The sequence below is a fragment of the Paramagnetospirillum kuznetsovii genome (assembly GCF_003284725.1).
GTDB classification, from domain to species: domain Bacteria; phylum Pseudomonadota; class Alphaproteobacteria; order Rhodospirillales; family Magnetospirillaceae; genus Phaeospirillum; species Phaeospirillum kuznetsovii.
This window is the reverse complement of the sequence record NZ_PGTO01000021.1, coordinates 1-21,949: the sequence shown is the minus strand read 5'-3', so window position 1 is coordinate 21,949 and position 21,949 is coordinate 1. Positions and strand designations below refer to the sequence as shown.

23 protein-coding genes and 1 tRNA gene are annotated in these 21,949 nt (G+C 63.4%); 6 read left to right on the top strand and 18 right to left on the bottom strand.

Annotated features, from left to right (window positions below):
• Positions 1-13: 13 nt before the first annotated feature.
• From CU669_RS17915 to CU669_RS17880, 8 genes are all read right to left on the bottom strand, one after another.
• Positions 14-1,279 (bottom strand): OmpA family protein, encoded by a 1,266-nt coding sequence (locus CU669_RS17915; protein WP_112146965.1) that lies wholly within the window; start codon positions 1,277-1,279, stop codon positions 14-16.
• Positions 1,280-1,699: 420 nt separating this feature from the next.
• Positions 1,700-2,719, bottom strand: coding sequence for a ketol-acid reductoisomerase (gene ilvC / locus CU669_RS17910; protein ID WP_112146964.1), 1,020 nt, complete (start codon positions 2,717-2,719; stop codon positions 1,700-1,702).
• 164 nt (positions 2,720-2,883) lie between these two features.
• Positions 2,884-3,393 carry an acetolactate synthase small subunit gene (gene ilvN / locus CU669_RS17905; protein ID WP_192884635.1) on the bottom strand — a complete coding sequence of 170 codons (510 nt, stop codon included), beginning with the start codon at positions 3,391-3,393 and terminating at the stop codon, positions 2,884-2,886.
• Between the two features lie 114 nt (positions 3,394-3,507).
• A complete protein-coding gene (locus CU669_RS17900; protein ID WP_112146962.1) occupies positions 3,508-5,274 on the bottom strand; it encodes an acetolactate synthase 3 large subunit in 1,767 nt (588 codons plus the stop codon).
• A 105-nt stretch (positions 5,275-5,379) separates the two neighbouring features.
• Positions 5,380-6,318, bottom strand: a complete 939-nt coding sequence (miaA, locus tag CU669_RS17895) for a tRNA (adenosine(37)-N6)-dimethylallyltransferase MiaA (protein WP_239988773.1) — start codon at positions 6,316-6,318, stop codon at positions 5,380-5,382.
• Positions 6,315-6,653: a HepT-like ribonuclease domain-containing protein gene (locus tag CU669_RS17890; RefSeq protein ID WP_112146998.1), complete on the bottom strand. Its 339-nt coding sequence runs from the start codon at positions 6,651-6,653 to the stop codon at positions 6,315-6,317. The genes miaA and CU669_RS17890 overlap by 4 nt, the downstream gene beginning before the upstream one ends.
• Complete coding sequence (locus CU669_RS17885; RefSeq protein WP_112146960.1) at positions 6,650-6,943, bottom strand: nucleotidyltransferase family protein; 294 nt, start codon at positions 6,941-6,943, stop codon at positions 6,650-6,652. Before CU669_RS17885 ends, CU669_RS17890 begins: the two co-directional genes overlap by 4 nt.
• 25 nt (positions 6,944-6,968) lie before the next feature.
• Positions 6,969-7,310 carry a hypothetical protein gene (locus tag CU669_RS17880; RefSeq protein ID WP_112146959.1) on the bottom strand — a complete coding sequence of 114 codons (342 nt, stop codon included), beginning with the start codon at positions 7,308-7,310 and terminating at the stop codon, positions 6,969-6,971.
• 103 nt (positions 7,311-7,413) lie between these two features.
• Between CU669_RS17880 and fsa the strand changes: the two genes are divergently transcribed.
• On the top strand, positions 7,414-8,070 hold the full coding sequence (fsa, locus tag CU669_RS17875) for a fructose-6-phosphate aldolase (protein ID WP_112146958.1): 657 nt from the start codon (positions 7,414-7,416) through the stop codon (positions 8,068-8,070).
• A gap of 6 nt (positions 8,071-8,076) precedes the next feature.
• On the opposite strand, the gene CU669_RS17870 is transcribed toward fsa, so the two are convergent.
• Positions 8,077-8,724, bottom strand: a complete 648-nt coding sequence (locus CU669_RS17870; RefSeq protein ID WP_146747780.1) for a DUF6134 family protein — start codon at positions 8,722-8,724, stop codon at positions 8,077-8,079.
• Between the two features lie 53 nt (positions 8,725-8,777).
• Between CU669_RS17870 and CU669_RS17865 the strand changes: the two genes are divergently transcribed.
• Both CU669_RS17865 and CU669_RS17860 read left to right on the top strand, forming a co-directional pair.
• Positions 8,778-9,260: a disulfide bond formation protein B gene (locus CU669_RS17865; protein ID WP_112146956.1), complete on the top strand. Its 483-nt coding sequence runs from the start codon at positions 8,778-8,780 to the stop codon at positions 9,258-9,260.
• Between the two features lie 2 nt (positions 9,261-9,262).
• A complete protein-coding gene (locus CU669_RS17860; RefSeq protein ID WP_112146955.1) occupies positions 9,263-9,799 on the top strand; it encodes a demethoxyubiquinone hydroxylase family protein in 537 nt (178 codons plus the stop codon).
• Positions 9,800-9,960: 161 nt separating this feature from the next.
• Here the strand turns inward: CU669_RS17860 and CU669_RS17855 are convergent, their stop codons facing one another.
• The 6 genes from CU669_RS17855 to CU669_RS21595 form a co-directional block, all read right to left on the bottom strand.
• Positions 9,961-10,656 carry an NUDIX hydrolase gene (locus CU669_RS17855; RefSeq protein WP_112146954.1) on the bottom strand — a complete coding sequence of 232 codons (696 nt, stop codon included), beginning with the start codon at positions 10,654-10,656 and terminating at the stop codon, positions 9,961-9,963.
• A gap of 11 nt (positions 10,657-10,667) precedes the next feature.
• Entirely contained in the window at positions 10,668-11,546 is an 879-nt protein-coding gene (locus CU669_RS17850; protein WP_112146953.1) for a universal stress protein, read from the bottom strand.
• A 76-nt stretch (positions 11,547-11,622) separates the two neighbouring features.
• Positions 11,623-14,568 carry a hybrid sensor histidine kinase/response regulator gene (locus CU669_RS17845; protein ID WP_239988772.1) on the bottom strand — a complete coding sequence of 982 codons (2,946 nt, stop codon included), beginning with the start codon at positions 14,566-14,568 and terminating at the stop codon, positions 11,623-11,625.
• A 61-nt stretch (positions 14,569-14,629) separates the two neighbouring features.
• A complete protein-coding gene (locus tag CU669_RS17840) occupies positions 14,630-16,150 on the bottom strand; it encodes a bifunctional aminoglycoside phosphotransferase/ATP-binding protein (protein WP_112146952.1) in 1,521 nt (506 codons plus the stop codon).
• 16 nt (positions 16,151-16,166) lie between these two features.
• Positions 16,167-16,721 (bottom strand): dCTP deaminase, encoded by a 555-nt coding sequence (gene dcd / locus CU669_RS17835; RefSeq protein ID WP_112146951.1) that lies wholly within the window; start codon positions 16,719-16,721, stop codon positions 16,167-16,169.
• Positions 16,722-16,788: 67 nt separating this feature from the next.
• Positions 16,789-16,962: a hypothetical protein gene (locus CU669_RS21595; protein ID WP_192884634.1), complete on the bottom strand. Its 174-nt coding sequence runs from the start codon at positions 16,960-16,962 to the stop codon at positions 16,789-16,791.
• 124 nt (positions 16,963-17,086) lie between these two features.
• On the opposite strand from CU669_RS21595, the gene CU669_RS17830 reads away from it, so the two are divergent.
• The 3 genes from CU669_RS17830 (at position 17,087) to nhaD (ending at position 18,898) form a co-directional block, all read left to right on the top strand.
• A tRNA-Thr gene (locus CU669_RS17830) sits at positions 17,087-17,162 on the top strand.
• Between the two features lie 241 nt (positions 17,163-17,403).
• Positions 17,404-17,604 carry a diguanylate cyclase domain-containing protein gene (locus tag CU669_RS22075; protein WP_112146996.1) on the top strand — a complete coding sequence of 67 codons (201 nt, stop codon included), beginning with the start codon at positions 17,404-17,406 and terminating at the stop codon, positions 17,602-17,604.
• Positions 17,585-18,898: a sodium:proton antiporter NhaD gene (nhaD, locus tag CU669_RS17820; protein ID WP_239988771.1), complete on the top strand. Its 1,314-nt coding sequence runs from the start codon at positions 17,585-17,587 to the stop codon at positions 18,896-18,898. The genes CU669_RS22075 and nhaD overlap by 20 nt, the downstream gene beginning before the upstream one ends.
• A gap of 149 nt (positions 18,899-19,047) precedes the next feature.
• Here nhaD and CU669_RS17815 read toward each other — a convergent pair whose 3' ends face one another.
• The 3 genes from CU669_RS17815 to CU669_RS17805 form a co-directional block, all read right to left on the bottom strand.
• A complete protein-coding gene (locus CU669_RS17815; protein ID WP_112146949.1) occupies positions 19,048-20,460 on the bottom strand; it encodes a heavy metal sensor histidine kinase in 1,413 nt (470 codons plus the stop codon).
• On the bottom strand, positions 20,457-21,131 hold the full coding sequence (locus tag CU669_RS17810) for a heavy metal response regulator transcription factor (protein ID WP_112146948.1): 675 nt from the start codon (positions 21,129-21,131) through the stop codon (positions 20,457-20,459). Before CU669_RS17810 ends, CU669_RS17815 begins: the two co-directional genes overlap by 4 nt.
• Positions 21,132-21,394: 263 nt before the next feature.
• On the bottom strand, positions 21,395-21,949 hold a 555-nt coding region (locus tag CU669_RS17805; RefSeq protein WP_407671609.1), incomplete at its 5' end, for a sodium:solute symporter family transporter.

Sequence of the window (21,949 nt, the reverse complement as noted above, 5' to 3'; positions counted from 1 at the left end):
ATTCTCATTGGTGTCAGTAGTCGAACAGGATTTCGACGCGGCGGGCGCGCCCATCGTTCCGAGCTCCCCAGCTCTCGCCGGGGCGAGCATCGACCGCGGTCGCGGTTCCGCCCAGCTTGTTGATCTCGGCGGCCACCGCCTGAGCGCGTTCGCGCGCGAGGCGAGCATTGGTCGTGGCCGAACCGGTCAGATCGGTGAAGCCGATAACCCGAACAGCCTTCGCACTCATGTTCTTCTGTGCGGCAACCACCTGCTTCAGGCGCTCCACATCCTGCGCGCTCAACCGGCTGGAGCCCGAGTTGAAGAATATGGCGAAGCCGTGACCCCAGCCACCATATCCATAGCCGCCACGGCCGCGATCACCATAGGCATAGCCGCCATAGCCGCCATGCGACCAAGCAGCACCGGACAGGGAGATCTCGACACGGCGATTCTTCGCCTCGGCGACGCCGTCCTTGGTGGCGACCGCGAGCTTGCTCTCGCCCAGGGCATCCTCGGAAATCATACCCGGATTGATACCCAGCTTGACCAGTTCGGCGGTCACCGCGTCAGCGCGCTGACGCGACAGGCGCGCATTGGCATCGGCGGAGCCGAGGGTATCGGTAAAGCCCGCGACCCACACGACGGGAGCGCCCAGCTGAGCCCGAGCCGCCGCAACATCCTTCAGGATCTGCATGGACGGAGCGGTGAGTTGGGCCGAACCCAGAGCGAAAGTGATGGTGAACTGACGGCGCGACTCTTGGGCGACAGCGGTCACCGGAGCCGTCTTCTTCAGCATGGGCTCATGCGCCAGGAAGGCCGTCCGGCAGGGGCCGTTGGCAATGCCTTCCGCTTCTTGTTCCAGCCAGCAGTCGAAGGCCACCTGGGCCTTGGCGGAGGCGGACGGAACGCGCTCGGTGGCGCCGCCATTGAAATAGCCCATCAGACGGCCGCGTGCCGCCGTCAATTCGGGAATGCGGGCGGGCGGAATCGCGCGCGATCCCAACTCGTCGGGCACAACCACCTCTCCGGCTCCGGCCCGCAATCCCTTGCGAGCGGTATCGGAGGCATCGACCCATTCCACTTCGGTCGTGATCTGCGACTTGGTGTAGTCCTGATATTCCTGGAACAGGGCCTTGGTGAATGGCGTGCCGCCAGTCGCCTTGGAGCCGATGATCGCCTTGACATCCGACACATCGGAGGGCAAGGCGGCATCCGGCAATCCCAGGTCCAGGGGCAGCGAGCAAGCAGCTAAGGCCGCTGTCGCGCCCACACCAACCCACCGTATGATTTTATTCATTTGTAACTCCTCGTCTCGTGTAGGGATTTGCTCGACTTCTGATTCATCAGCAATGTGAACATTGGCTGATGACGCGGAAATGTCGCGACAAAACAGAGATACGTAATGGCGATTCACCCAGCCACCTTTGGCGAGCCCCCAAGCCATCAGGGTGAGGTAGAATAATTCAGTTTCTCGTGTTGGGCTAGCCGTGAAGTCACCTGAGGTTGAGAACATTCTCATTAAATGCGGTTCTTTTTTTGCGAGGTTGCCTTTTCTGGCCTCGGCGCCAAGAGAACTGTGACGCAATAGATTGATTTAGCGGCATAATTTCCCCCCAGAAATGAGGAAGGCCCCTCGCCGAAACGAGAGGCCTCCACATCAATTCCGAACCACTGGCGATGTTTCGCCGGGCTTTTTCGTCTTCGTGGCGACGAGGCCTTAGTTCTTGGCCTTGTCCACCAGCTTGTTCTTGGCGATCCAGGGCATCATGGCGCGCAGCTTTTCGCCCACCTGCTCGATGCCGTGCTCGGCCTGACGGCGCCGCGTGGCCTTGAAGCTGGGCTGACCGGCCTTGCATTCCAGCATCCAGTCGCGCACGAAGCGGCCGGCCTGGATGTCTTCCAGCACCCGCTTCATCTCCGCCTTGGTCTCTTCGGTGATGATGCGCGGGCCGGTGACGTAGTCGCCGTATTCCGCGGTGTTGGAGATGGAGTAGCGCATATTGGCGATGCCGCCCTCATAGATGAGGTCGACGATCAGCTTCACTTCGTGCAGGCACTCGAAATAGGCCATCTCGGGGGCATAGCCCGCCTCGACCAGGGTCTCGAAGCCGTACTGGATCAGCTTGGTCAAGCCGCCGCACAGCACCACCTGCTCGCCGAACAGATCGGTCTCGCATTCCTCGCGGAAGGAGGTCTCGATGATGCCGGACCGGCCGCCGCCGATGGCCGAGGCGTAGGACAGGGCGATTTCCAGGGCATTGCCCGAGGCGTTCTGCGCCACCGCCACCAGACAGGGGACGCCGCCGCCCTTCAGGTATTCGCCGCGAACGGTGTGGCCGGGGCCCTTGGGGGCGACCATGAACACGTCCAGATCGGCGCGGGCCTCGATCAGCTTGAAGTGGATGTTCAGGCCGTGGGCGAACACCAGCGAGGCGCCCTGCTTCATATTGGCGGCCAGATCATTGTAGTACAGGTCGGCCTGCAGCTCGTCGGGGGTCAGGATCATCACCACGTCGCCCCACTTGGCGGCGTCGGCGGGAGTCATGACCTTCAGGCCCTCGGCCTCGGCCTTCTTGGCGGTGGCGGAACCGGCGCGGAGCGCGACGGCCACGTCCTTGACGCCGGAATCGCGCAGGTTCAGCGCATGGGCGTGACCCTGGCTGCCGTAGCCGACCACGACGACCTTCTTGCTCTTGATCAGATTGACGTCGGCATCCCGATCATAATAGACGCGCATTTTCGTTCCTTTCGTTTGTCCCTCAGGCGCCGGGCGGGCGCATCCGCGCCCTTGGCTATCCTCGCTTGTGTCCTTCGGACAACGCTGCGGCGGCCTCAATGGCCTAGTCGCTACGCTCCGGCTTTTCGGTCCATCAGGCACCGACCCTGGAAATGGCCGCCTTCTTAAATCGGATTCGGTCCGCGTGCAATGGCGACGACGCCGGTGCGCGATACATCGGCCAAACCCAGGGGTTCCATCAGCTTGATGAAGGCGTCCACCTTCTCGGTGGCGCCCACCACTTCGAACACGAAGGACTCGTTGGTGGAATCGATGGCGCGGGCCCGGAAGATATCGGCGATGCGCAAGCTTTCCACCCGCTTTTCGCCGGTGGAGCAGACCTTGACCAGGGCCAGTTCGCGGGCCACGTGGGGGCCTTCGATGGTCAGATCATGCACCTTGTGCACCGGGATCAGGCGGCGCAGCTGGTTCTTGATCTGCTCGACGATCATGGCGGTGCCGCTGGTCACGATGGTGATGCGCGACAGCTTTTCCTTGGCGTCCACCTCGGCCACGGTCAGGCTTTCGATATTGTAGCCGCGACCGGAGAACAGGCCGATGACGCGGGCCAGCACGCCGGATTCGTTGTCAACCAGGACGGCGATGGTGTGGCGCTGGATTTCTTCGTGCTTGATCACTTCAGTATTCCCCTTTTGCTTCGGTCCCTCAGGCGCCGGGCGGGCCACCTCCGTGGCCCTTTGGCTTTCGCGGCACGAGCCGCGGCGCGCCTCGCGCTTGCCCTGCGGGAACTACACCAGAACCATGCCGTCTTCCTCGGAACCGGGCTTGTCCCGCGACTTGTCTTCCGGCCCCAGCACCATCTCGTTATGGGCCATGCCGGGCATGATCATGGGGAAGACGTTTTCCGAGGCGTCGGTCAGCATTTCGACGATGACGGGACGGTCCACCGCCATCATCTCCTTGAAGACGCCATCCACCTCGTCGGGCTTGGTGGCGCGCAGGCCCACGGCGCCGAAGGCCTCGGCCAGCTTCACGAAGTCGGGATGATGGGTCATGTGGCTTTCGGAATAGCGGCCGCCGTGGATCAGTTCCTGCCACTGGCGGACCATGCCGAGATACTGGTTGTTCAGGATGACGATCTTCACCGGCAGACGGTGCTGCACCAGGGTTGCCATCTCCTGGATGTTCATCTGGATCGAGGCTTCACCCGCGATGTCGATCACCAGGGCGTCGGGATGGGCCATCTGGACGCCCATGGCGCTGGGCAGGCCATAGCCCATGGTGCCGAGACCGCCCGAGGTCAGCCAATGATGGGGCAGGTCGAACTTCAGGTACTGGGCCGCCCACATCTGATGCTGCCCCACCTCGGTGCAGATATAGGGATTGCGGTGGCGCGTCAGCTCGTAGAGGCGCTTGATGGCGTATTGCGGCTTGATCAGCTTGTTGGAGCCCTCGAAGGCGAGGCAGTCCATGCCGCGCCACTGGTCGATCTGCTTCCACCAGGTCTTCAGCGCCTTGTCGTCGACGCGGCACTGCTTGGCCTTCCAGACCTTGATCATGTCTTCCAGCACATGGGCGCAGTCGCCGACGATGGCGAGGTCGACCGCCACGTTCTTGTTGATGGAGCTGGGATCGATGTCCACGTGGATCTTCTTGGACTTGGGCGAGAAGCCCTCCAACTTGCCGGTGACGCGGTCGTCGAAGCGGGCGCCGATATTGATCATCAGATCGCAATCATGCATGGCCATATTGGCTTCGACGGTGCCGTGCATGCCCAGCATCCCTAAGAACAGCGGGTCGGAACCGGGAATGGCGCCCAGGCCCATCAGGGTGAGCGTGCAGGGATAGCCGGTCATGCGCACGAACTGGGTCATCAACTGGCAGGCGGCCGGGCCGGAATTGATGACGCCGCCGCCCACATAGAAGATGGGGCGCTTGGCATGCGCGATCATGTCGATGGCCTTCTCGATGGCCTTGATGTCGCCCTTGACCTGGGGCTTGTACTTGGACTTCACCTTGGACGGCGGCTGATACTCGCCCTTGCTCTGGACCACGTCCTTGGGCAGGTCGATCAGCACCGGGCCGGGACGGCCCGAGCGGGCGACATGGAAGGCCTCGTGAACGATGCGGGCCAGATCGTTGACGTCCTTGACCAGATAATTGTGCTTGGTGCAGGGCCGGGTGATGCCGGTGATGTCGGCTTCCTGGAAGGCGTCGTTGCCGATCAGATGGGTGGGCACCTGACCGGTCAGGCAGACCAGCGGCACCGAATCGCACTGGGCGTCGGCCAAACCGGTCACCGCATTGGTGGCGCCGGGGCCCGAGGTCACCAGGACGCAGCCCACCTTGCCGGTGGAGCGGGCATAGCCCTCGGCGGCGTGGACGGCGGCCTGTTCGTGGCGCACCAGAACGTGGCGCAGCCGGTTCTGCTTGAACAGCTCGTCATAGATGGGCAGTACGGCGCCGCCGGGATACCCGAAAATGACCTCCACACCCTGATCGACCAGGGCCTTGAGGAGAATTTCCGCTCCGTTCAGCGTATCGTGATGCGCCATGTCTGCACCTTAAAATTCGTTTCAACAGTCCCGCGCGGACGCGGGCGCATGAGGGTTTCGCGCTGCTGCACTGCGGCGCGAGCGGCACAAACTATCCGCATGTCATCAGGTGGTCAAGTGGAACTGGCGAATTTTCAGAAAGATTGTGGCTATTAAACTTTCCGAAAGTTGCTCAGATAGGGTCTCGGACGCAGTCAATTGATGTTTGAACCACGTGCTCTGGCGTTTGGCGTAGTTTCGGGTGACCTGCTGGGCCTGGGCGATGGCTTCGTCCAGGCCGATCTCGCCGGCCAGATGGGCGCTCAGTTCGCGCAGGCCCAGGGCCTTCATGGCGGGCAGGGCGGGATCGAGGGTCCATTGGGCGATGGCGGCGGCCTCGTCCAGCGCTCCCGCCTTCACCATGCTTTTGAAGCGGGAATCGCAGGCGGCGTAGAGGCGAGCCCGCTCGGGGGCCAGGGTGATGGTGAACCAGCGGGCGGCGATGCCGCCCTCCATGGGCTCGGCCTGCCACTCCGCCAGCGAGCGGCCGGTGGCGTCGAGCACTTCCATGGCGCGGGTCAGGCGCTGGGTGTCGCTGGGCCGCAACCGCGCCGCCATGACCGGGTCGCGCTCGGCCAGCGCGGCATGGAAGGCGGCGGCGCCAAGCGCCTCCATCCGCGCCCTGGCGGCATCGCGCACCGCGCCTGGAATTTCGGGGACGGGCGACAGGCCCTGCATCAGGCTGCGGATATAAAGGCCGGTGCCGCCCACCACCACGGGCAGCTTGCCCGTCGCCCAGGCCGCCGTCATCTCCGCCGCCGCCAGATCGCGCCAGCGCGCCGCCGAACAGGCCTCCGATGCGGGCAGGATGCCGTACAGCCGATGGGGCGCCAAGGCCTGATCCGCCGCCGAAGGCTGGGCGGTCAGGATGGGCAGCCCGCCATAGACCTGCATGGAATCGGCGTTGATCACCACTCCGTCCCATTCGCGGGCGATGGCCAGGGCCAGACCGGATTTGCCGGAGGCGGTGGGACCGGCGACGACGATGGCGGGGGGAGGGGTCACGGAGCGGCGAGCAGGGACAGGATGTGGGATTCCAAGGCGGGAAGATCCTGTTGGATTACGTCCCATAGCAACCGATAGTCCACGCCCATATATTGATGGACGATAAAATTCCGGAATGCGATTGCATCGCGCCATTGGAACCCGCCGATGGCCTTGGTTTCCTCCGAAAGGTTCTTTGCAGCTTCGCCAATGATCTGGAAATTGCGGACGACGGCGTCCTGATGCAATTGGGATTGCAGAAAGGCCTGTGCTCCAATGGCGCTGTAGTCCCGAATTTTGGCGCAGCAGTCCCTTATGTGAAGCAGGTAGGCTTCATCACGATAGTGTCGGCTCATAGAGGGCGGGCCTCCGCCAGGATGCGATCCCGCATATAGGGGCTGATCCCGCCATCGCTGATGACGTCCACCTTGCGACCGACGATGTCCTGAACATCCCGGGTAAACCGGATCATGTCCAGCAGCGAACGGCCGTCATCCATGTGAACCAGCAGGTCGATGTCGCTGTCGTCGCGGTCATCACCGCGGGCCACCGAGCCGAACACGCGGACATTGGCCGCGCCGTGCAGGGCGGCCAGCCGTAGGATGTCGTCGCGCTTTTCATGCAACAGAGTACGGGCCGATGCCATGGTGGTGCCTCCCTTCGGGCCAATCTTAGCCCAACGGCATCTTTCTCGAAATGGTGTCGGTGAAGGGACGATCGAGGGCCAGCAGAAAACTCGATCCATCGGATTTGATGGTACGGGTGGCCACCAGCCGACCGTCCACGAGAATGGCCTCGTAGAAGCTATCGTGTGTCCGGCACCATTCCCTGGCCCAGGTCAGGGCCTGTACGGCCGTCTTTGGGCATTGATCAAGGCGCAGACCGATTGCGGCTCGGCTCTTTCGGTTGCGCCGCAGTTTCTGGGCAAGGGCACTCGCCAGCATGCGCATTTGGCGGGGCGCCAAGCCAGGAAGCGGAGCGATCAACGCGATGGTGACGGCGACTTCGGTCATGGTCGGATCATAGCGCAGCCATATGGTGGGTAACAGTCCTTCCCCATTGACCGCGCCTCGTTCCCGGCTAGTCTATGGCCCGCATTGTTTACGAGGCCCCGCCATGAAGTTCTTCATCGATACCGCCGAAGTCGCCGATATCCGCGAGCTGGCCGCCACCGGACTGGTGGACGGCGTCACCACCAATCCCAGCCTGATCGCCAAGAGCGGCCGCAAGATCCTCGACGTCGTCGCCGAGATTTGCGACATCGTGCCGGGCCCCATTTCCGCCGAGGTGGCGGCCACCGATTTCGACACCATGCTGGCCGAGGGCCGCAAGCTGGCGGCGCTGCGCCCCAACGTGGCGGTGAAGGTTCCCCTGACCCCGGCGGGGCTGCGGACCTGCAAGACCCTGTCCGACGACGGCGTCAAGGTCAACGTCACCCTGTGCTTCTCCGCCAATCAGGCCATCCTGGCCGCCAAGGCGGGCGCTTCCTTCATTTCGCCCTTCGTCGGAAGGCTGGACGATATCGGCCAGGACGGCATGGAGCTGATCAACGACATCGTCGCCATTTACCGGGAATATCCGTCCTTCCGCACCGAGGTGCTGGTGGCCTCCATCCGCCATCCCATGCATGTGACCGACGCGGCCCGGCTCGGCGCCGACGTGGTCACCATGCCGCCGTCGGTTCTGCGGCAGATGTATGCTCATCCCCTGACGGAAAAGGGACTGGCGGCCTTCACCGCCGATTGGGCCAAGACCGGCCAGTCCATTTTGTAACAGGCGTTATTTCAGCCGCAGGTAAACGTCCGAGCCGTCATCGCCGACGATATGCCCCTGGATCAGGGCGCCGGTCGCGTCGTACCACAAGTCCCGCTTGAATTCGCCGTCCCAGCGCCAGTGACGGGCTTGAACCAGCTGGCCCCGCACGCTGATGGTTTCCATGCCGAGATCGGTCACGGCGATCTTGTAGGATTTTCCGTCGCTGGGGTCGAGGATCTGAGTGGCGGCCAGCGGCGCCGGCCGCCACATGGTGGTCAGGGGCAACATGCCGTAATGAAAGGTCTCGGCATTGGCGGCGATTTTGATGTAGCCGGGCGAAGCCTCGCCCGTCACATTGAACTTGTCGCCGTTATCGTTGGTTTCAAACGACAGGGACTTGAGCTTGCCGCCGTCCCAATATTCGACGCCGTGCTGCTTGAACCGATAGGCGACGATGCCGAAGACCGTCACCGCCACCTTGACGTCGATGGTGATCTCGTGGCGGCCCTGGTTTTGGGTTACCGCAATGGTGTGGCTGCCGATGATGTCGTCGTGACGGATGATGTCGAAGGACAGGGTCTGCGGCGGAGGAAAGCCCGGCTCCGCCATGGCCGGAACGGCCAGCAGGGTCAGCAAGGCGGCGACGAGGTGGCGGCGGAACGATGGGAACACGGAACCCTGCATCTGGTGGTCAAGCCGGTGAACTCCAGATATAGTGCGATGCAATGAAAATTACGACACGTCTTATTGCAATCCTGCTGCTGGTCATTTGCGTCCAGGCTTTGGTTCTGGCCCTGGTGGCGCAGTACGGCTTCGGCCTCAGGCCCTGCAATCTCTGCCTGATCCAGCGGGTTCCCTTCACGCTGGCCGCCGGTCTGGCCGCCGTCTCCCTGACGTCCTGGCCATCGGCGACCGGGCGGCAATGGCTGATCCTCGTGGCAGGCGCTGCCCTGCTGATCAATGGCGGCATCGCCTTCTATCACGTGGGGGTCGAGCAGCACTGGTGGGTTTCGGCGGTTTGCAAGGGGGGCGAGATGGCGCGGCTCTCGGTGAGCGACCTGATGGCCGAGATGACCCGCCCGGCCGAGGCCCAGTGCGATACCCCCGCATGGTCGTTCCACGGAATCACCATGGCGGCGCTCAACGTGCCGTTCTCGGCCGGATTGGGATTGGTGACGCTGTTCTTGGCGCGGTTCAGGGAGAATTGAGCATGATCCCCATTCCCGGTGATCCCGATCGCAAGCAAATGATCGAACGCATTCTGCGGGTCGATCAGGCAGGCGAGCTTGGCGCGGTGCGCATCTATCAGGGCCAGTTGGCGGTGCTCGGCAAGGGCGCCGCCGCCCCGATCATCGGTCGCATGGCCGAGCAGGAGAAGGAGCATCTGGACACCTTCAACCGTCTGATCGGGCAGCGCCAGGTACGCCCGACCGCGCTGTCGCCGCTGTGGCATGTGGCCGGTTTCGCCCTGGGGGCGGCGACGGCGCTGCTGGGCGAGAAGGCCGCCATGGCCTGCACGGTGGCGGTGGAAGAAACCATCGACGAGCACTATGCCGCCCAGGCCGAGGCCTTGGGCGAGGACGAGGCGGAGCTGAAGGAGACCATCCTGAAATTCCGCGACGAGGAGATCGAGCACCGCGATATCGGGCTGGAGCGCGGCGCCGAGCAGGCCCCCGGCTATCCCGCCCTGTCGGCCGCCATCCGCACCGGCTGTCGGCTAGCCATCTGGCTGAGCGAGCGGGTCTAAAGGGTACGGAAAAACCCCGTCATTCCCGCGAAAGCGGGAATCCATGCATCAGCCACTCAATATCTTGCGGTTAAAGTTTTGTCTTGCGGCAACATGGACCCCCGCCTGCGCGGGGGTGACGATAATAAGGGGGGCGGGAGCGCGTTTTTCCGCAGCCTGTTCTAGATCAGGCCCCGCGACCGGGCCATGGTGAAGGCGGCCATGGCATGGGCGTCGCGGATTTCGCCCATGCGTATCCGGTCCTCGAATTCCGCGGGCGTCAGCGTCGCCACCTCGCCGATTCCCTCGGACAGTTGCGGTTCGCCCAGTTGCGATAATTCGGCGAAATACAGATCCAATTGGCCGTCGCACAGCGAGGTGTCGCTGCGGGTTTGCCCCAGCCGCTCCATCCGGGTCACGGTGCCGCCCACTTCCTCGGCGATTTCCCGGCGAACGGTGTCCTCGTGGCCGTGGCCGATTTCCACCGAGCCGCGCGGCAGTTCCCAGATCCATTGCCGGATGGGGTGACGGTAGACCCGGATCAGGACGATCCGTCCCTGAAAAACGGCCAGCACCCCGATGCCGCCCGCCTGGCGATAGATTACCCGGTTATGGGTTCCCAGCGATCCGTCGGGAAAGCGGACGGCATCGCGCAGCACCAGGATATAGGCGTCCTCCGCCAGGACTCCGACGCTGGCCGAGGCCGACGGCAGGCCCTTGGCGCGATTGCGCCTAGCGATACGGCGCCGGGCCGCCCGGATCTCCGCATCCTCCAGCAGAATCTGAATGCCATTGCTTTCCGAGGCGAACAGGTCCGGCCACTCCGCCGTCAGTTCGCGATAGCGGCGGAAATCGGCCCGGCGGGTCGAAAACGGCATGGATCAGCGGGTCAATGGCACATCAGGACGTGCAGCGGAGCATGGCCGATGACGTGGCGGGTGACGCCGCCCAGGATCAGCTGGCGCAGGCGCGAATGGGTATAGGCCCCCATCACCAGCAGATCGGCGTCGCATTGCCGGGCTTGGCGCAACAGCTCGTCTCCGGCATGGGCAGCGCTTGCCTGCACCACGCGGGTCGAGGCCTCGATGCCGTGCCACGACAGATAGGTGGCCAGTTCCCCGGCAGGGGCCTCGACCTGTTGGTCCACATGCTCGGTGGCCGACAGGATGGTCACGGTGTCGGCTTCGCGCAGCAGCGGCATGGCGCAGGCGACGGCGCGGGAGGCTTCGGCGCTGCCGTTCCAGGCGATGGCGATACGGCTTCCCACCGTCTGTGCTTGCGGCTGTTCGGCCGGGCAAAGCAGCAGAGGGCGGCCGCACGACATCAGGGCCGCGTTCAGCACCATCATGGACGCCGCCTCGGCATTGCCGCCGGGATGGCCGAACACCAGCAGGTCGGACAGACGGCCGCGCCACGAGACCAGATCCTCCTCGCGCCCCACCTGATCGATCCATTCCGCCGAAGGGCCGCCAGCGGGGGGAGCGGACTGCAACTTGACGCCATGGCGGGCGCAGGCGGCATCGAACGCGGCCCGGGCTTCCTTGGCCCGCAAGGTCGCCTGGGATTCGGCGACGCCGATCATTTCCTCGACCATGGCGCCCGACATTCCTTCTCCGACCAGCGGCACCGCCGTGGTGGGGTCGATGCGGACATGAAGGGCGCTCACATGACTGGTGAAGCGGCCGGCCAGGCGCATGGCGGCCTCAAGCGGCGCCGTCCCGGTGGTGGCGTCGGGAATGGGCACCAAAATAGACTTGAAGGCAGACATCCAAACTCTCCCACAGGAATTCGACTTCCATTATGCGCCGCTCACGCGGTTGCGCAAATCGCCAATTGGCAGGGCGTCATATCTCGTATCGAGTGCCGCCCAGTCGCTTTGGCAGGCCTTTCACGAGGGTGGCGACCAGATCAAGGGCGGCCGCCACGCCGTCCTCGGCCTTGACGGCATTCTCCAGGGCCAGCGACGCGTCGCGAATGGCGTTCAGGCCCAGGCTGGAGGACGCCCCCTTCAAGGCATGGCCTTCGCGCCGCACCCTCTCCAGGTCGTTCCCGGCCAGGGCGGATCGGGCGGCGGCAACGCGCTCCCCACCATCCTTGTGGAAGCTGCCCAGGATGGCGATGACGGTTTCCGCCTCGATATCCTCGGCCAGGGTGTCGAGCACGACGAGGTCGATGTCGTCCAATGGCGCTGGCGGCGCTTCCATCTCGGTGACCTTCGGAGCGATGGCGGCATAGTGGCCCACCACCTCGGCCAGCTTGCGGCGGTCGATGGGCTTGCTGATATAGCCGTCCATACCGGCCTGCAAGCAAATCTGGTCGTCGCCGCGCATGGCATTGGCGGTCATGGCGATGATGGGAACCTTGGCCGGTGGAGGCCCCAATGCCCTGATGGCGGCGGTGGCCGCCAGTCCATCCATCTCCGGCATCTGCAGGTCCATCAGCACCAGATCGTAGGGAAGCGAGCGCACGGATTCCACCGCCTCGGCGCCATTGCCGACAACCTCGACCGAGTGCCCCATCTTGCGCAGCAAGCCCAGTGCCACCTGCTGGTTGACCGGATTGTCCTCGGCAACCAGGATGCGCAGCCGTCGTCCGTGGACGGTCGCGTTCTCGCCGTCCGGGTCGGCGGTGGCCGCCGTGGCCCCCGGCAGGGATCGCAGCAGGCGTCCGAGGGCATCCAGGATGGCTTGCTGACGCAATGGCTTGTGCATGAAGGCATCGACGCCCGACTCCGCCTCGCTGTCGCCGATGCCTTGGGACGAGGTGATGATCAGCCGGGTCGCGGCCAGGGCGGGGACGGCCCTAATCATGCGGACCAGATCCAGGCCGCTCACATCGGGCATCTGGGCGTCGATCAGGGCGGCGTCCCAGGGCGTTTCCGTGATGGCCCGCGTCAGTTCCGCCAGGGCGGTGGAGGCGTCTGGAAGCGAGGCGGCATGGATGCCGAAGCTGCGCAACTGGCGTTCCAGAACATCGCGGTTGACGGGATTGTCATCGACCACCAGCACCCGAAGTCCGGCGAGGTCCGGATGGGCGTTGCCGGCGTAGTCCAAGACCGTCAGCGGAATATCGACCCAGAAGCGGCTGCCGATACCGATCTTGGAGTCGAAGCCGATGGCGCCGTTCATCATCTCGGCCAGACGCTTGCTGATGGCCAATCCGAGCCCGGTGCCGCCATAGCGGCGCGAGGTCGATGTATCCACCTGCGAGAACATGGTGAAAAGGCCGCCCGCCGCCTCGTCGGGGATGCCGATCCCGCTGTCATGCACCTCGAAGCGAATGGTCAGCGTGTCGCCGTGACGGTGCACGGTGTGCAATTCGATGGAGACGCCGCCATGGGCGGTGAACTTCACGGCATTGCCCGCCAGATTCATCAAGATCTGACGCAAGCGGCTGGGATCGCCGCGCAGCACGGCGGGAAGGTCCGCGTCGATCAGGCTTGCAATCTCGATGCCCTTGGCATGGGCGCGCGGCGCCAGGATATCGACGATGCTTTCGACCAGCGGAACCAATTCGAATTCGGTCATGTCGAGATCGAACTTACCCGCTTCCATCTTGGAGAAGTCCAAGATGTCGTTGATGACGGTCAGCAGGGATTCGGCGGAATCGCGGATGGTCTTGGCGAAATAGGTCTGTTCCTCACTCAGCGGGGTGTCGAGCAACAGGCCGGTCATTCCGATGACGCCATTCATGGGCGTGCGGATTTCGTGGCTCATGGTCGCGAGAAAGGCGGCCTTGGCATGGTTGGCGGATTCGGCGACCTTCTGCGCTTGGCGGGCCATGGTCATGGCGGCTTCGCGCTTGTCCAGCAGGCGTGAAATCCACAGCATCAGCCCACAGAAGAGGATGGCCAGGGCGCCAGTGCCGCCGACGATCAGCGTCGCCTTGCGCCGCCAGTCGGCCAGAACCAGTTCCTCGGTGGCGGTCACGATGACGGCCAGCGGGTATCCGGCGATGGCGCGCGGAGCGACGATGCGAAAGCGGGCGTCGGACTGATCGACGAGGCGAGGCTCGCTGGTGATGAAGGTCTCGACGCCGTCCCTCAGCGCCTTGATGCCGGGTTGCGGCAACACCTTGCCCATGGAATCCTCGCGCTCGGGCATTCGGGCCAGCAGTCCGCCGTCATCGCGATACAGGGAAATGGCGCTGAACTCGCTGAAATTGACCGCCCGGTAATATTCGCTGAGGAACGAACTCTCGATACCGGTCAGCACCATGCCGATGGTGGCGCCCTTGGAGTTCTTGATCTTACGGGTCAGGTAAAAGGTCCAGCGCCCGGTGCCGCGGTTCTTGGCGGGTAGGCTGATGAAGAACTTGAGATCGGGATCGGAGATATGGGCCTTGAAATAGTCGCGGTCGGACAGATTGATGGGCGGCGGCGGATAGGAACGGGTGAAGTTCACCACGTCGCCGTTCAGCGCCACCACCGTCGCGACATCGATCTGGGGGACGCCGCTGACCTTGTCCTTCAGCATGTCGTAGGTCTCGCGGTTACCCAATTTGGCCCGCAAGGCCTTCTCGTCCTCGATGCCAAGCTCCAGGACGCGGTCGGCGATGGACTTTTGCACCAGATCGGCGGCGTTGATGGTCTGGCGGGCGTGCTCGCCCAGCAATCGCGACAGATTGGCGAGATTGCCCCGCCATTCGTCCATGCTCTGCTGTCGCTGGATGTAGATGTTGGTGGTGGCGACGCCCAGCAAAAGGGCGATGAACACGATGCCCGCGACCAGGACCAAGCGGCTGGGCCTTAGGGTCGAGCGCGCTAAGGCGTCATTGGGTGTCGTGGTCACAAGAATTCACCGTCGGGTCAAAGGGCCGAATCGGACTATATAGTATGTATGGCCTGCCATTCTAGAGGCCGAGCGCCGCCTTGCCCGCAATCAGGGACACATCCTTGGGCGGAGACGAATCGATGCGTGCCCAGGTGATGGTTCCCACGTCCCAGGACCGCTGCCAATCCAAAATCTCCGGCGTGGCGTCCGAGACATTGGCCTTGCGTTCACGGATGCGGGCGGCGGCCAGGTCCGGCGGCGCTTCCAGCCACAGCCCGTCGAAGCGGACGCCCGCCTTGGCGGCAACCTCCTCGATGGCGGCGCGCTGCTGGGGCATGGCGAAGACCGCGTCGGCCACGGCCGAATGCCCCACCGCCAGTAATTGGGCGCAGGTGTCGTAGAGCGCTTGATAGGTGCGCTCGGTGACTTCGGCGCCATAGCCCTCCGCCCCCAACTTGTCGTGGATGGCCACTCCCATCAGATGCTTGCGAAGGACGTCGGTGCGCACCACCGCCGCGCCGGGAACCGCCAGGAATGGCGCAAGTTCCCGACCCATGCGCGACTTGCCGCTGCCCGAAAGCCCCCCCACCGCCAGCAGGCGGGGCGGCATCGGATCGAGATAGGCCAGGGCGGCATCCAGATAAGAGCGGGCCTCGCCCGCCAGCCGGTCGCGATCGGCGCCTTGGGCCTGGGTGGCCATGGTGGCGGCCACATGGGCGCGCACCCCGGCACGGGCCGACAGGAACAAAGGCATGGGGGCAATGCCGCCGAAATCGGCCGACAGGTCGAGATAGTGGTTCATCACCCAGTTGGCCATGCGGCGCTGGCCGCGATGATCCAGATCCATCAGCAGGAAGGAGAGGTCGTACATCACATCGACGCAGGCGATGTCCTCCGAGAACTCGATGGCATCGAACAGGGCTGGCTTACCGTCCAGCAGACAGATATTGCCCAAATGCAGATCGCCGTGGCACCAGCGGACCTTGCCCGCCTCGCGCCGTTCTTCCAGCAATGCGCCGCAGCGCGCCAGGGCGGCGTGGGAGGCCTCGGCCAAAGCCTCCACCTTGGCCGCGTCCAGGATGGCGGGAACCTGGGCGAGCATGGAGGCGCGGTTGGTGTCGATGGTCCAGGTCAGCCCCGTGACGCCACCCCGATCCCGGCGCGGCGGCTGGGCACGATGGAAGGCGTGAATGGTTTCGGTCAGCTCGTTCATGCGCGCCCGGTCCAGGGCATCGGTCCGAACCAGCCGGTCGAACAGGGTGGCTTGGTCGAAGCGGCGCATCTCCACCACCCAGTCGAGCACCGGGCCATCGCCGCCCAAGGCCAGGCCGCCATCGGCCCGCCGAGTCACCGCCGTCACCCCCCTATACAAGGCGGGGGTGGCGCGGCTGTTCAGGGTGAATTCGGCATGGCAGGCCGATTTGCGGGAGTCCAGGCTGGTGAAATCGAGGAAGGGCAGCCGCACCGCCTTCTTCAGCTTGAAGGCGCGCTGGCCTGCCAGCACCACCACCGAGATATGAGTGTCGATGCGCTCCACCGGCACGCCGCCATGACTGGCGGGATCGACGAGATAGGCGATGACCTCGTCTTGGCCGGTCATGGCGAGAGACTCATGATCAGAGGCGCGGAAGGGTGACGCCCTTTTGGCCCTGATACTTACCCGCGCGGTCGCCATAGGAGGTCTCGCACACCGAATCACCTTTCAGGAAGATGAACTGGCAGGCGCCCTCATTGGCGTAGATCTTGGCGGGCAGGGGAGTGGTGTTGGAGAATTCCAAGGTGACGTGGCCTTCCCATTCCGGCTCCAGCGGCGTCACGTTGACGATGATGCCGCAGCGGGCATAGGTGGACTTGCCCAGGCAGATCACCAGCACGTCGCGCGGAATGCGGAACAGTTCCACCGTGCGCGCCAGGGCAAAGCTGTTGGGCGGAATGACGCAGACATCGGTTTCACGGTCGACGAAGCTGTCGGCGGAAAACGCCTTGGGATCGACCACGGCGGAATCCACATTGGTGAAGATCTTGAATTCGCGGCTGACACGGGCGTCATAGCCATAGGAGGATAGCCCGTAGGAGATGACGCCTTCACGCTGAAGCTTTTCGGTGAAGGGCTCGATCATGCCCTTTTCCTTGGCCATCCGGCGGATCCAGGTATCGGGCATCACGGACATGGCAAAGGCTCCCCTGACTGTTGCGGTGGTTGTAGCGCAAGGCTGGTCCCAGGACAAGCGAACCCGGTCACTCCCCATCCTTGGGGCGAGTCGGCGTCTCGCGGGCGCGGCTCTGGGCCTTGCGGCGGGCCAGATTGGCGCGCAGCGCCTCGGCTTGACGACGCTGGCGCTCCTCGGCGTCGGCCTTGGCCTTGTCGGTAAGGGTTGGGTCGGTCACGGTGGGGGGCTCGCGATCACTCATGGGCCAGAGTATTCGCAGCCGCCCGGCCCGACGTCAAGACCGGCAGGAAAGACGCTTGCGTCACGATTTCGCCTGTGGCATAAAGCGCCCCTCTTCGCGGGCCGACGCTTTCGGCCCTGGTGTTGCTGCCGTAGCTCAGTCGGTAGAGCATACCCTTGGTAAGGGTAAGGTCGATGGTTCGATTCCATTCGGCAGCACCATTCTTCTCCTGAAATATCAGTGCATTATGCCGAGCCAGAAGCCCGGCCTTTTGCTTTTGTAGCGCCGGGGACGCTCGGGAGCTGGCATTGGCCACAGAGGGATTATCGCGGTTTTCCTCGCCTCGGCTGACACAGATGACGCATTTCCCCTATATGAGCGGCAACTAAATCGGAAAATCGAATATTGAAGATTCCGATATGGGCAGGCAGGATTCCGTGCGCCTTGCCACCCGTGACCGTCATGAAGATCGACATCGACCACTTCAAGGAGGTCAACGACCGCCACGGCCATGACGCAGGCGATGACGTTTTGCCTCTGTTCGTCGCGGTGGCGCAGGCCAAGCTGGGCTTGGATGGGCACGGTTTGTCCGTTACCGTCAGCGTCGGTGCCGTCGTCGGCACGCACACCGTGGAGGACGCATTTGACCGAGCACCTGCCTGATCTGACCGGCCATTGGGTCGGCCTTGCCTCCTTGGCGGTCTTTGTCTTCGCCTATGTGCTGGTGATCACCGAGGAAACCACCCATCTGCGCAAATCCATTCCCGTGGTGGTCGCGGCGGGAATCCTTTGGGTGATGATCGCCTTGCTTGTCAACGCCCACGGTTTGCCAAATGCCCTCGAAACACCCATCCGCCACGTCTTCTTGGAATATGCCGAGCTGATGCTGTTCCTGTTGGCGGCCATGACCTATGTGAATTCGCTGGAGGAGCGCCGGGTGTTCGACGTGCTCCGGGCCTGGCTGGTCCGCTCGGGCTTCGGCTATCGCGCCCTGTTCTGGCTGACCGGAATCTTGGCCTTCTTCATCTCCCCGGTGGCCGACAATCTGACCACCGCCCTGGTCATGTGCGCGGTGGTGCTGGCGGTCGGCAAGGATTCGCCCCGCTTCGTCGCCATGGCTTGCGTCAATATCGTGGTGGCCGCCAATGCGGGCGGCGCCTTCAGCCCGTTCGGCGACATCACCACCCTGATGGTCTGGCAAAAGGGCATGGTCCAGTTCAACGACTTCTTTCGCCTGTTCCTGCCATCGGTGGTCAACTTCGTGGTTCCCGCTCTCCTGATGCACCCGGCCCTGCCCACCGGCAAGCCGGAGGCCAGCGACGAGGTGGTCAAGCTGAAGCCCGGCGCCTGGGGCGTCCTGATCCTGTTCGCCCTGACCATCGTGACCGCCATCTGTTTTCATAATTATCTGCATCTGCCCCCGGTGATCGGGATGATGACCGGGTTGGGCTACCTGCTGCTGCTGGGCTATGTCCTGCAAAGAACCCATGGACGCCGAGGCGCCGCCACGGAAAATCCCTTTGACGTGTTTCGCAAAATCGCCCGTGTGGAGTGGGATACGCTGTTGTTCTTCTACGGCGTGATGATGTGCGTCGGCGCCCTGGGGGTGCTGGGCTATCTTTCAGTGATGTCGAACCTGCTCTATGGCCAGTTGGGCGCCACCACCGCCAATGTCATCATCGGCGTTCTGTCCGCCATTCTCGACAATATCCCGCTGATGTTCGCGGTGCTGACCATGCAGCCCGACATGTCGCTCGGCCAGTGGCTGCTGATCACCCTGACAGCCGGTGTCGGCGGCTCGCTGCTGTCCATCGGTTCGGCGGCTGGGGTGGCGCTGATGGGCCAAGCACGCGGTGTCTATACCTTCGGCTCGCATCTGAAATGGAGCTGGGCGGTGGCGGCGGGTTATGGGGGTAGCATCGCCGTCCACCAGTTGATCAATGCGGGGACGTTCTAGGTTCGGCACAAGCCGGTGAATTGTATTGATCGAATGCTATTGCAAAACAGCAATATGCCTATTGGCGCCATGTCATCTTGACCAAGGCCTGCTCCTGGCGCCAGCGATGGGGCAAGGAGGCGAGCATTGACGTCTCGTTCACCGGATTGTCAATCCGGGGAGGTGGCGAAATAGGGCAAAATCAGCGTAACGGTCGTTCCCTGGCCTGGGCGGCTTTGCAGATCCACCGTCCCGCCATGCTGGGCGATGATGGCTTTGACGATGGCAAGCCCAAGGCCAATATGGCCGCCCGCCGTTTCCCTGGCGCGATCCAACCGGAAGAATCGGTCGAATAGGAATGGAAGATCCTCCCCGGCAATGCCGCAGCCGGTATCGCTGACCACGATACTGGCGGAATTCCGCATGTGCGCCGTGGCAAGAACGACTTGCCCGCCTGCCGGAGTATGTCGAATGGCGTTGGAAACCAGATTGATGATGGCCCGGCGCAGGAGCAGTCGGTCGCCATTGGTGAAGACGGGAATTCGAGGGGGGGCGAGCGTCAGCGAAACCCCCGCTTCCAGCGCAAGGGGCTCGTAAAGCTCCTGCACCGCGGCCAGTTCCATGGCGAGATCAAGCCTGTCGACGTGAAGGACGATGGATTGATTCTCAACCCGTGACAGGAATAGCAGTCGCTGTACCATATCCGACAGAGTGGAAATCTCCTCGCGGACGGATTCCAGAACCTCGCGATATTCCACGGCGGGCCGTTCGGTCGTCAATGCGACGTCGATCTGCCCCGTCATGATACTCAGCGGAGTCCTCAGCTCATGGGCGATATCATCGGTGACATGGGACACCCGGTCGAATGACGTTTGCAACCGCTCCAGCATGCTGTTGAAGCTGTCGCAGAGCGGTTGCAATTCCTGGGGCAGCCCCGACGGGTCGATGCGCCGGGCGAGCGTGGAGCCGCCGGTGGCTTGGACGGATTCCGCCAAATTCTGGAGTGGGCGAATACAACGACGGGCGATCTGATATCCCGCGAAGCCGCTGAGAAACAACGCGACGGTGGTGGCGGCCCAAAGTCGTCCCCCAGTGGGGGCCATGAGCCGGAACTCGGTGGCCTCGGAGGCCACCTGGACGGTAATCGGCGCATTGGAATCGCCACGGTACTCCGCCATCCAATACTGCCGCCCCGAGTGGCCGCGCACGACCATGGCCTGATCGAGCGAAGGAATGCTGTGGGACGGAAGCTCGTCCTCCATTCCTTGAGCCTCGGCAATGAGGGTTCCATTGACGTGACGGATACGGACAAAGCCCAGGGTGTCGGGTGGTATCAAGGCGTCGACGCGGAGGTCTCCTCCTGCAATCAGCGCATTCGTGACGCGGACGCCGATCTGCTTTGCCTTGGTGACGACATATTGCTCCTCTTGGGCTGCCATCAGCGGTGCGATGGCCCAATAGGTGACGAGTGATTTGGCCAGAAGCAGAATGAGCGAGGTGACCGTGAACCATAACGTCAATCGGCCCGCGATGGAGGCCGATGCGGATCTCAGTCGCGAGGCAAGGCGGTGCAAGCGCCTCATGACCAGTCATCCAGGGCGTAGCCGACTCCCCTGACGGTTCGGATCAGGCGGCGCTCGAAGGGGTCGTCGATCTTGAGTCTCAAACGGCGGATATGAACATCGACCACATTGGAATCGCCATCGAAATTCATGTCCCAGATCTGTTGCGCGATATGGTGGCGCGACAGCACCTCGCCCTGCCGACGCGCAAGCAAATGCAGCAGGGCGAATTCCTTCGGCGTCAGGTCCAGGCGAACGCCACCGCGTGACGCGTTCATGCGGGCCGGGTCCAGTTCCAATTCGCCGATGCGAATCACGGTCGGCTGCCGGACGGGGCCGCGGCGCAGGATGTTCCAAATCCGCGCCAGCAATTCGGCGAATGCGAATGGCTTCGGCAGATAGTCGTCGGCCCCCAGTTCCAGCCCCTTGACCCGGTCGGCAACCGCGTCCCGCGCGGTCAGGAAAAGCGTGGGAACCTGCAACCCCCGCTGGCGCATCTCGGCCAGGATCGACCAGCCGTCGCGGCCGGGCAGCATGACGTCGAGAATGAGCAGGTCGTATTCGCCCAGCAAGGCCATCCCAAGCCCATCATCGCCATTGGACGCGATGTCAACGACAAAACCATGCTCGCGCAGCCCTTTTGCGGTAAATGCGGCGATCTTGCTTTCATCTTCGATCAGTAGAATCTTCATTGCGGCTCTTTCAGCGTCTCATTGGCATGCTTTAATTTTGCCGTCATCTGAGCGCAATCTTGTTCCTGTAGACTTCTTATTGCGACATTCCAATACCATGCCGATTTACGCGGGTCATGGTAGGCGGATCGTGATCGCATTTTGACCCACACTAAATCTTATGGCGCTTGCTCTCGGGCAGGCGCCATTTTTTTGGCCCGCCGAAGAAAATGGGCCACCGGTTTCCCGGTGGCCCAAAAAGTAACCGTCGAGATCCCCATCGCTTAGTGCGATGCGGCGCCTTCGGCACCCAGACCGGTCTCGGACCGGATCGCCTGAGCTTCGAACGAAGCCCGCTCTTCGGCGGCGCGCGGGCTGTTGTCGAGGATCGAGAACAGCCAGGAGCCGAAGAAGGCGGCCGGAACCGAGAACAGGGCCGGATAGGCGAAGGGGAAGATTGCGGACTGGAAGCCGAAGCTCTGCACCCACACCGCCTTGGACAGCACCACCATGATTACCGACATCAGCAGACCGATGGTTCCGCCGATGACCGCGCCACGGGTGGTCAGGCCGCCCCAGAACATGGAAAGCACCAGGACCGGGAAGTTGGCCGAGGCCGCCACCGAGAAGGTGAGCGCGACGATGAACGCCACGTTCTGCTTCTCGAAGAGCAGGCCCAGCAGCACGGCGATGACGCCGAGGCCGATGGACGAGATCTTGGAGACGGTGACTTCCTTACCTTCGGTGGCATGGCCGTGCATAATGACGCTGGCGTACAGGTCATGCGAAATCGCCGACGCGCCCGCCAGGGTCAGGCCCGACACCACCGCCAGGATGGT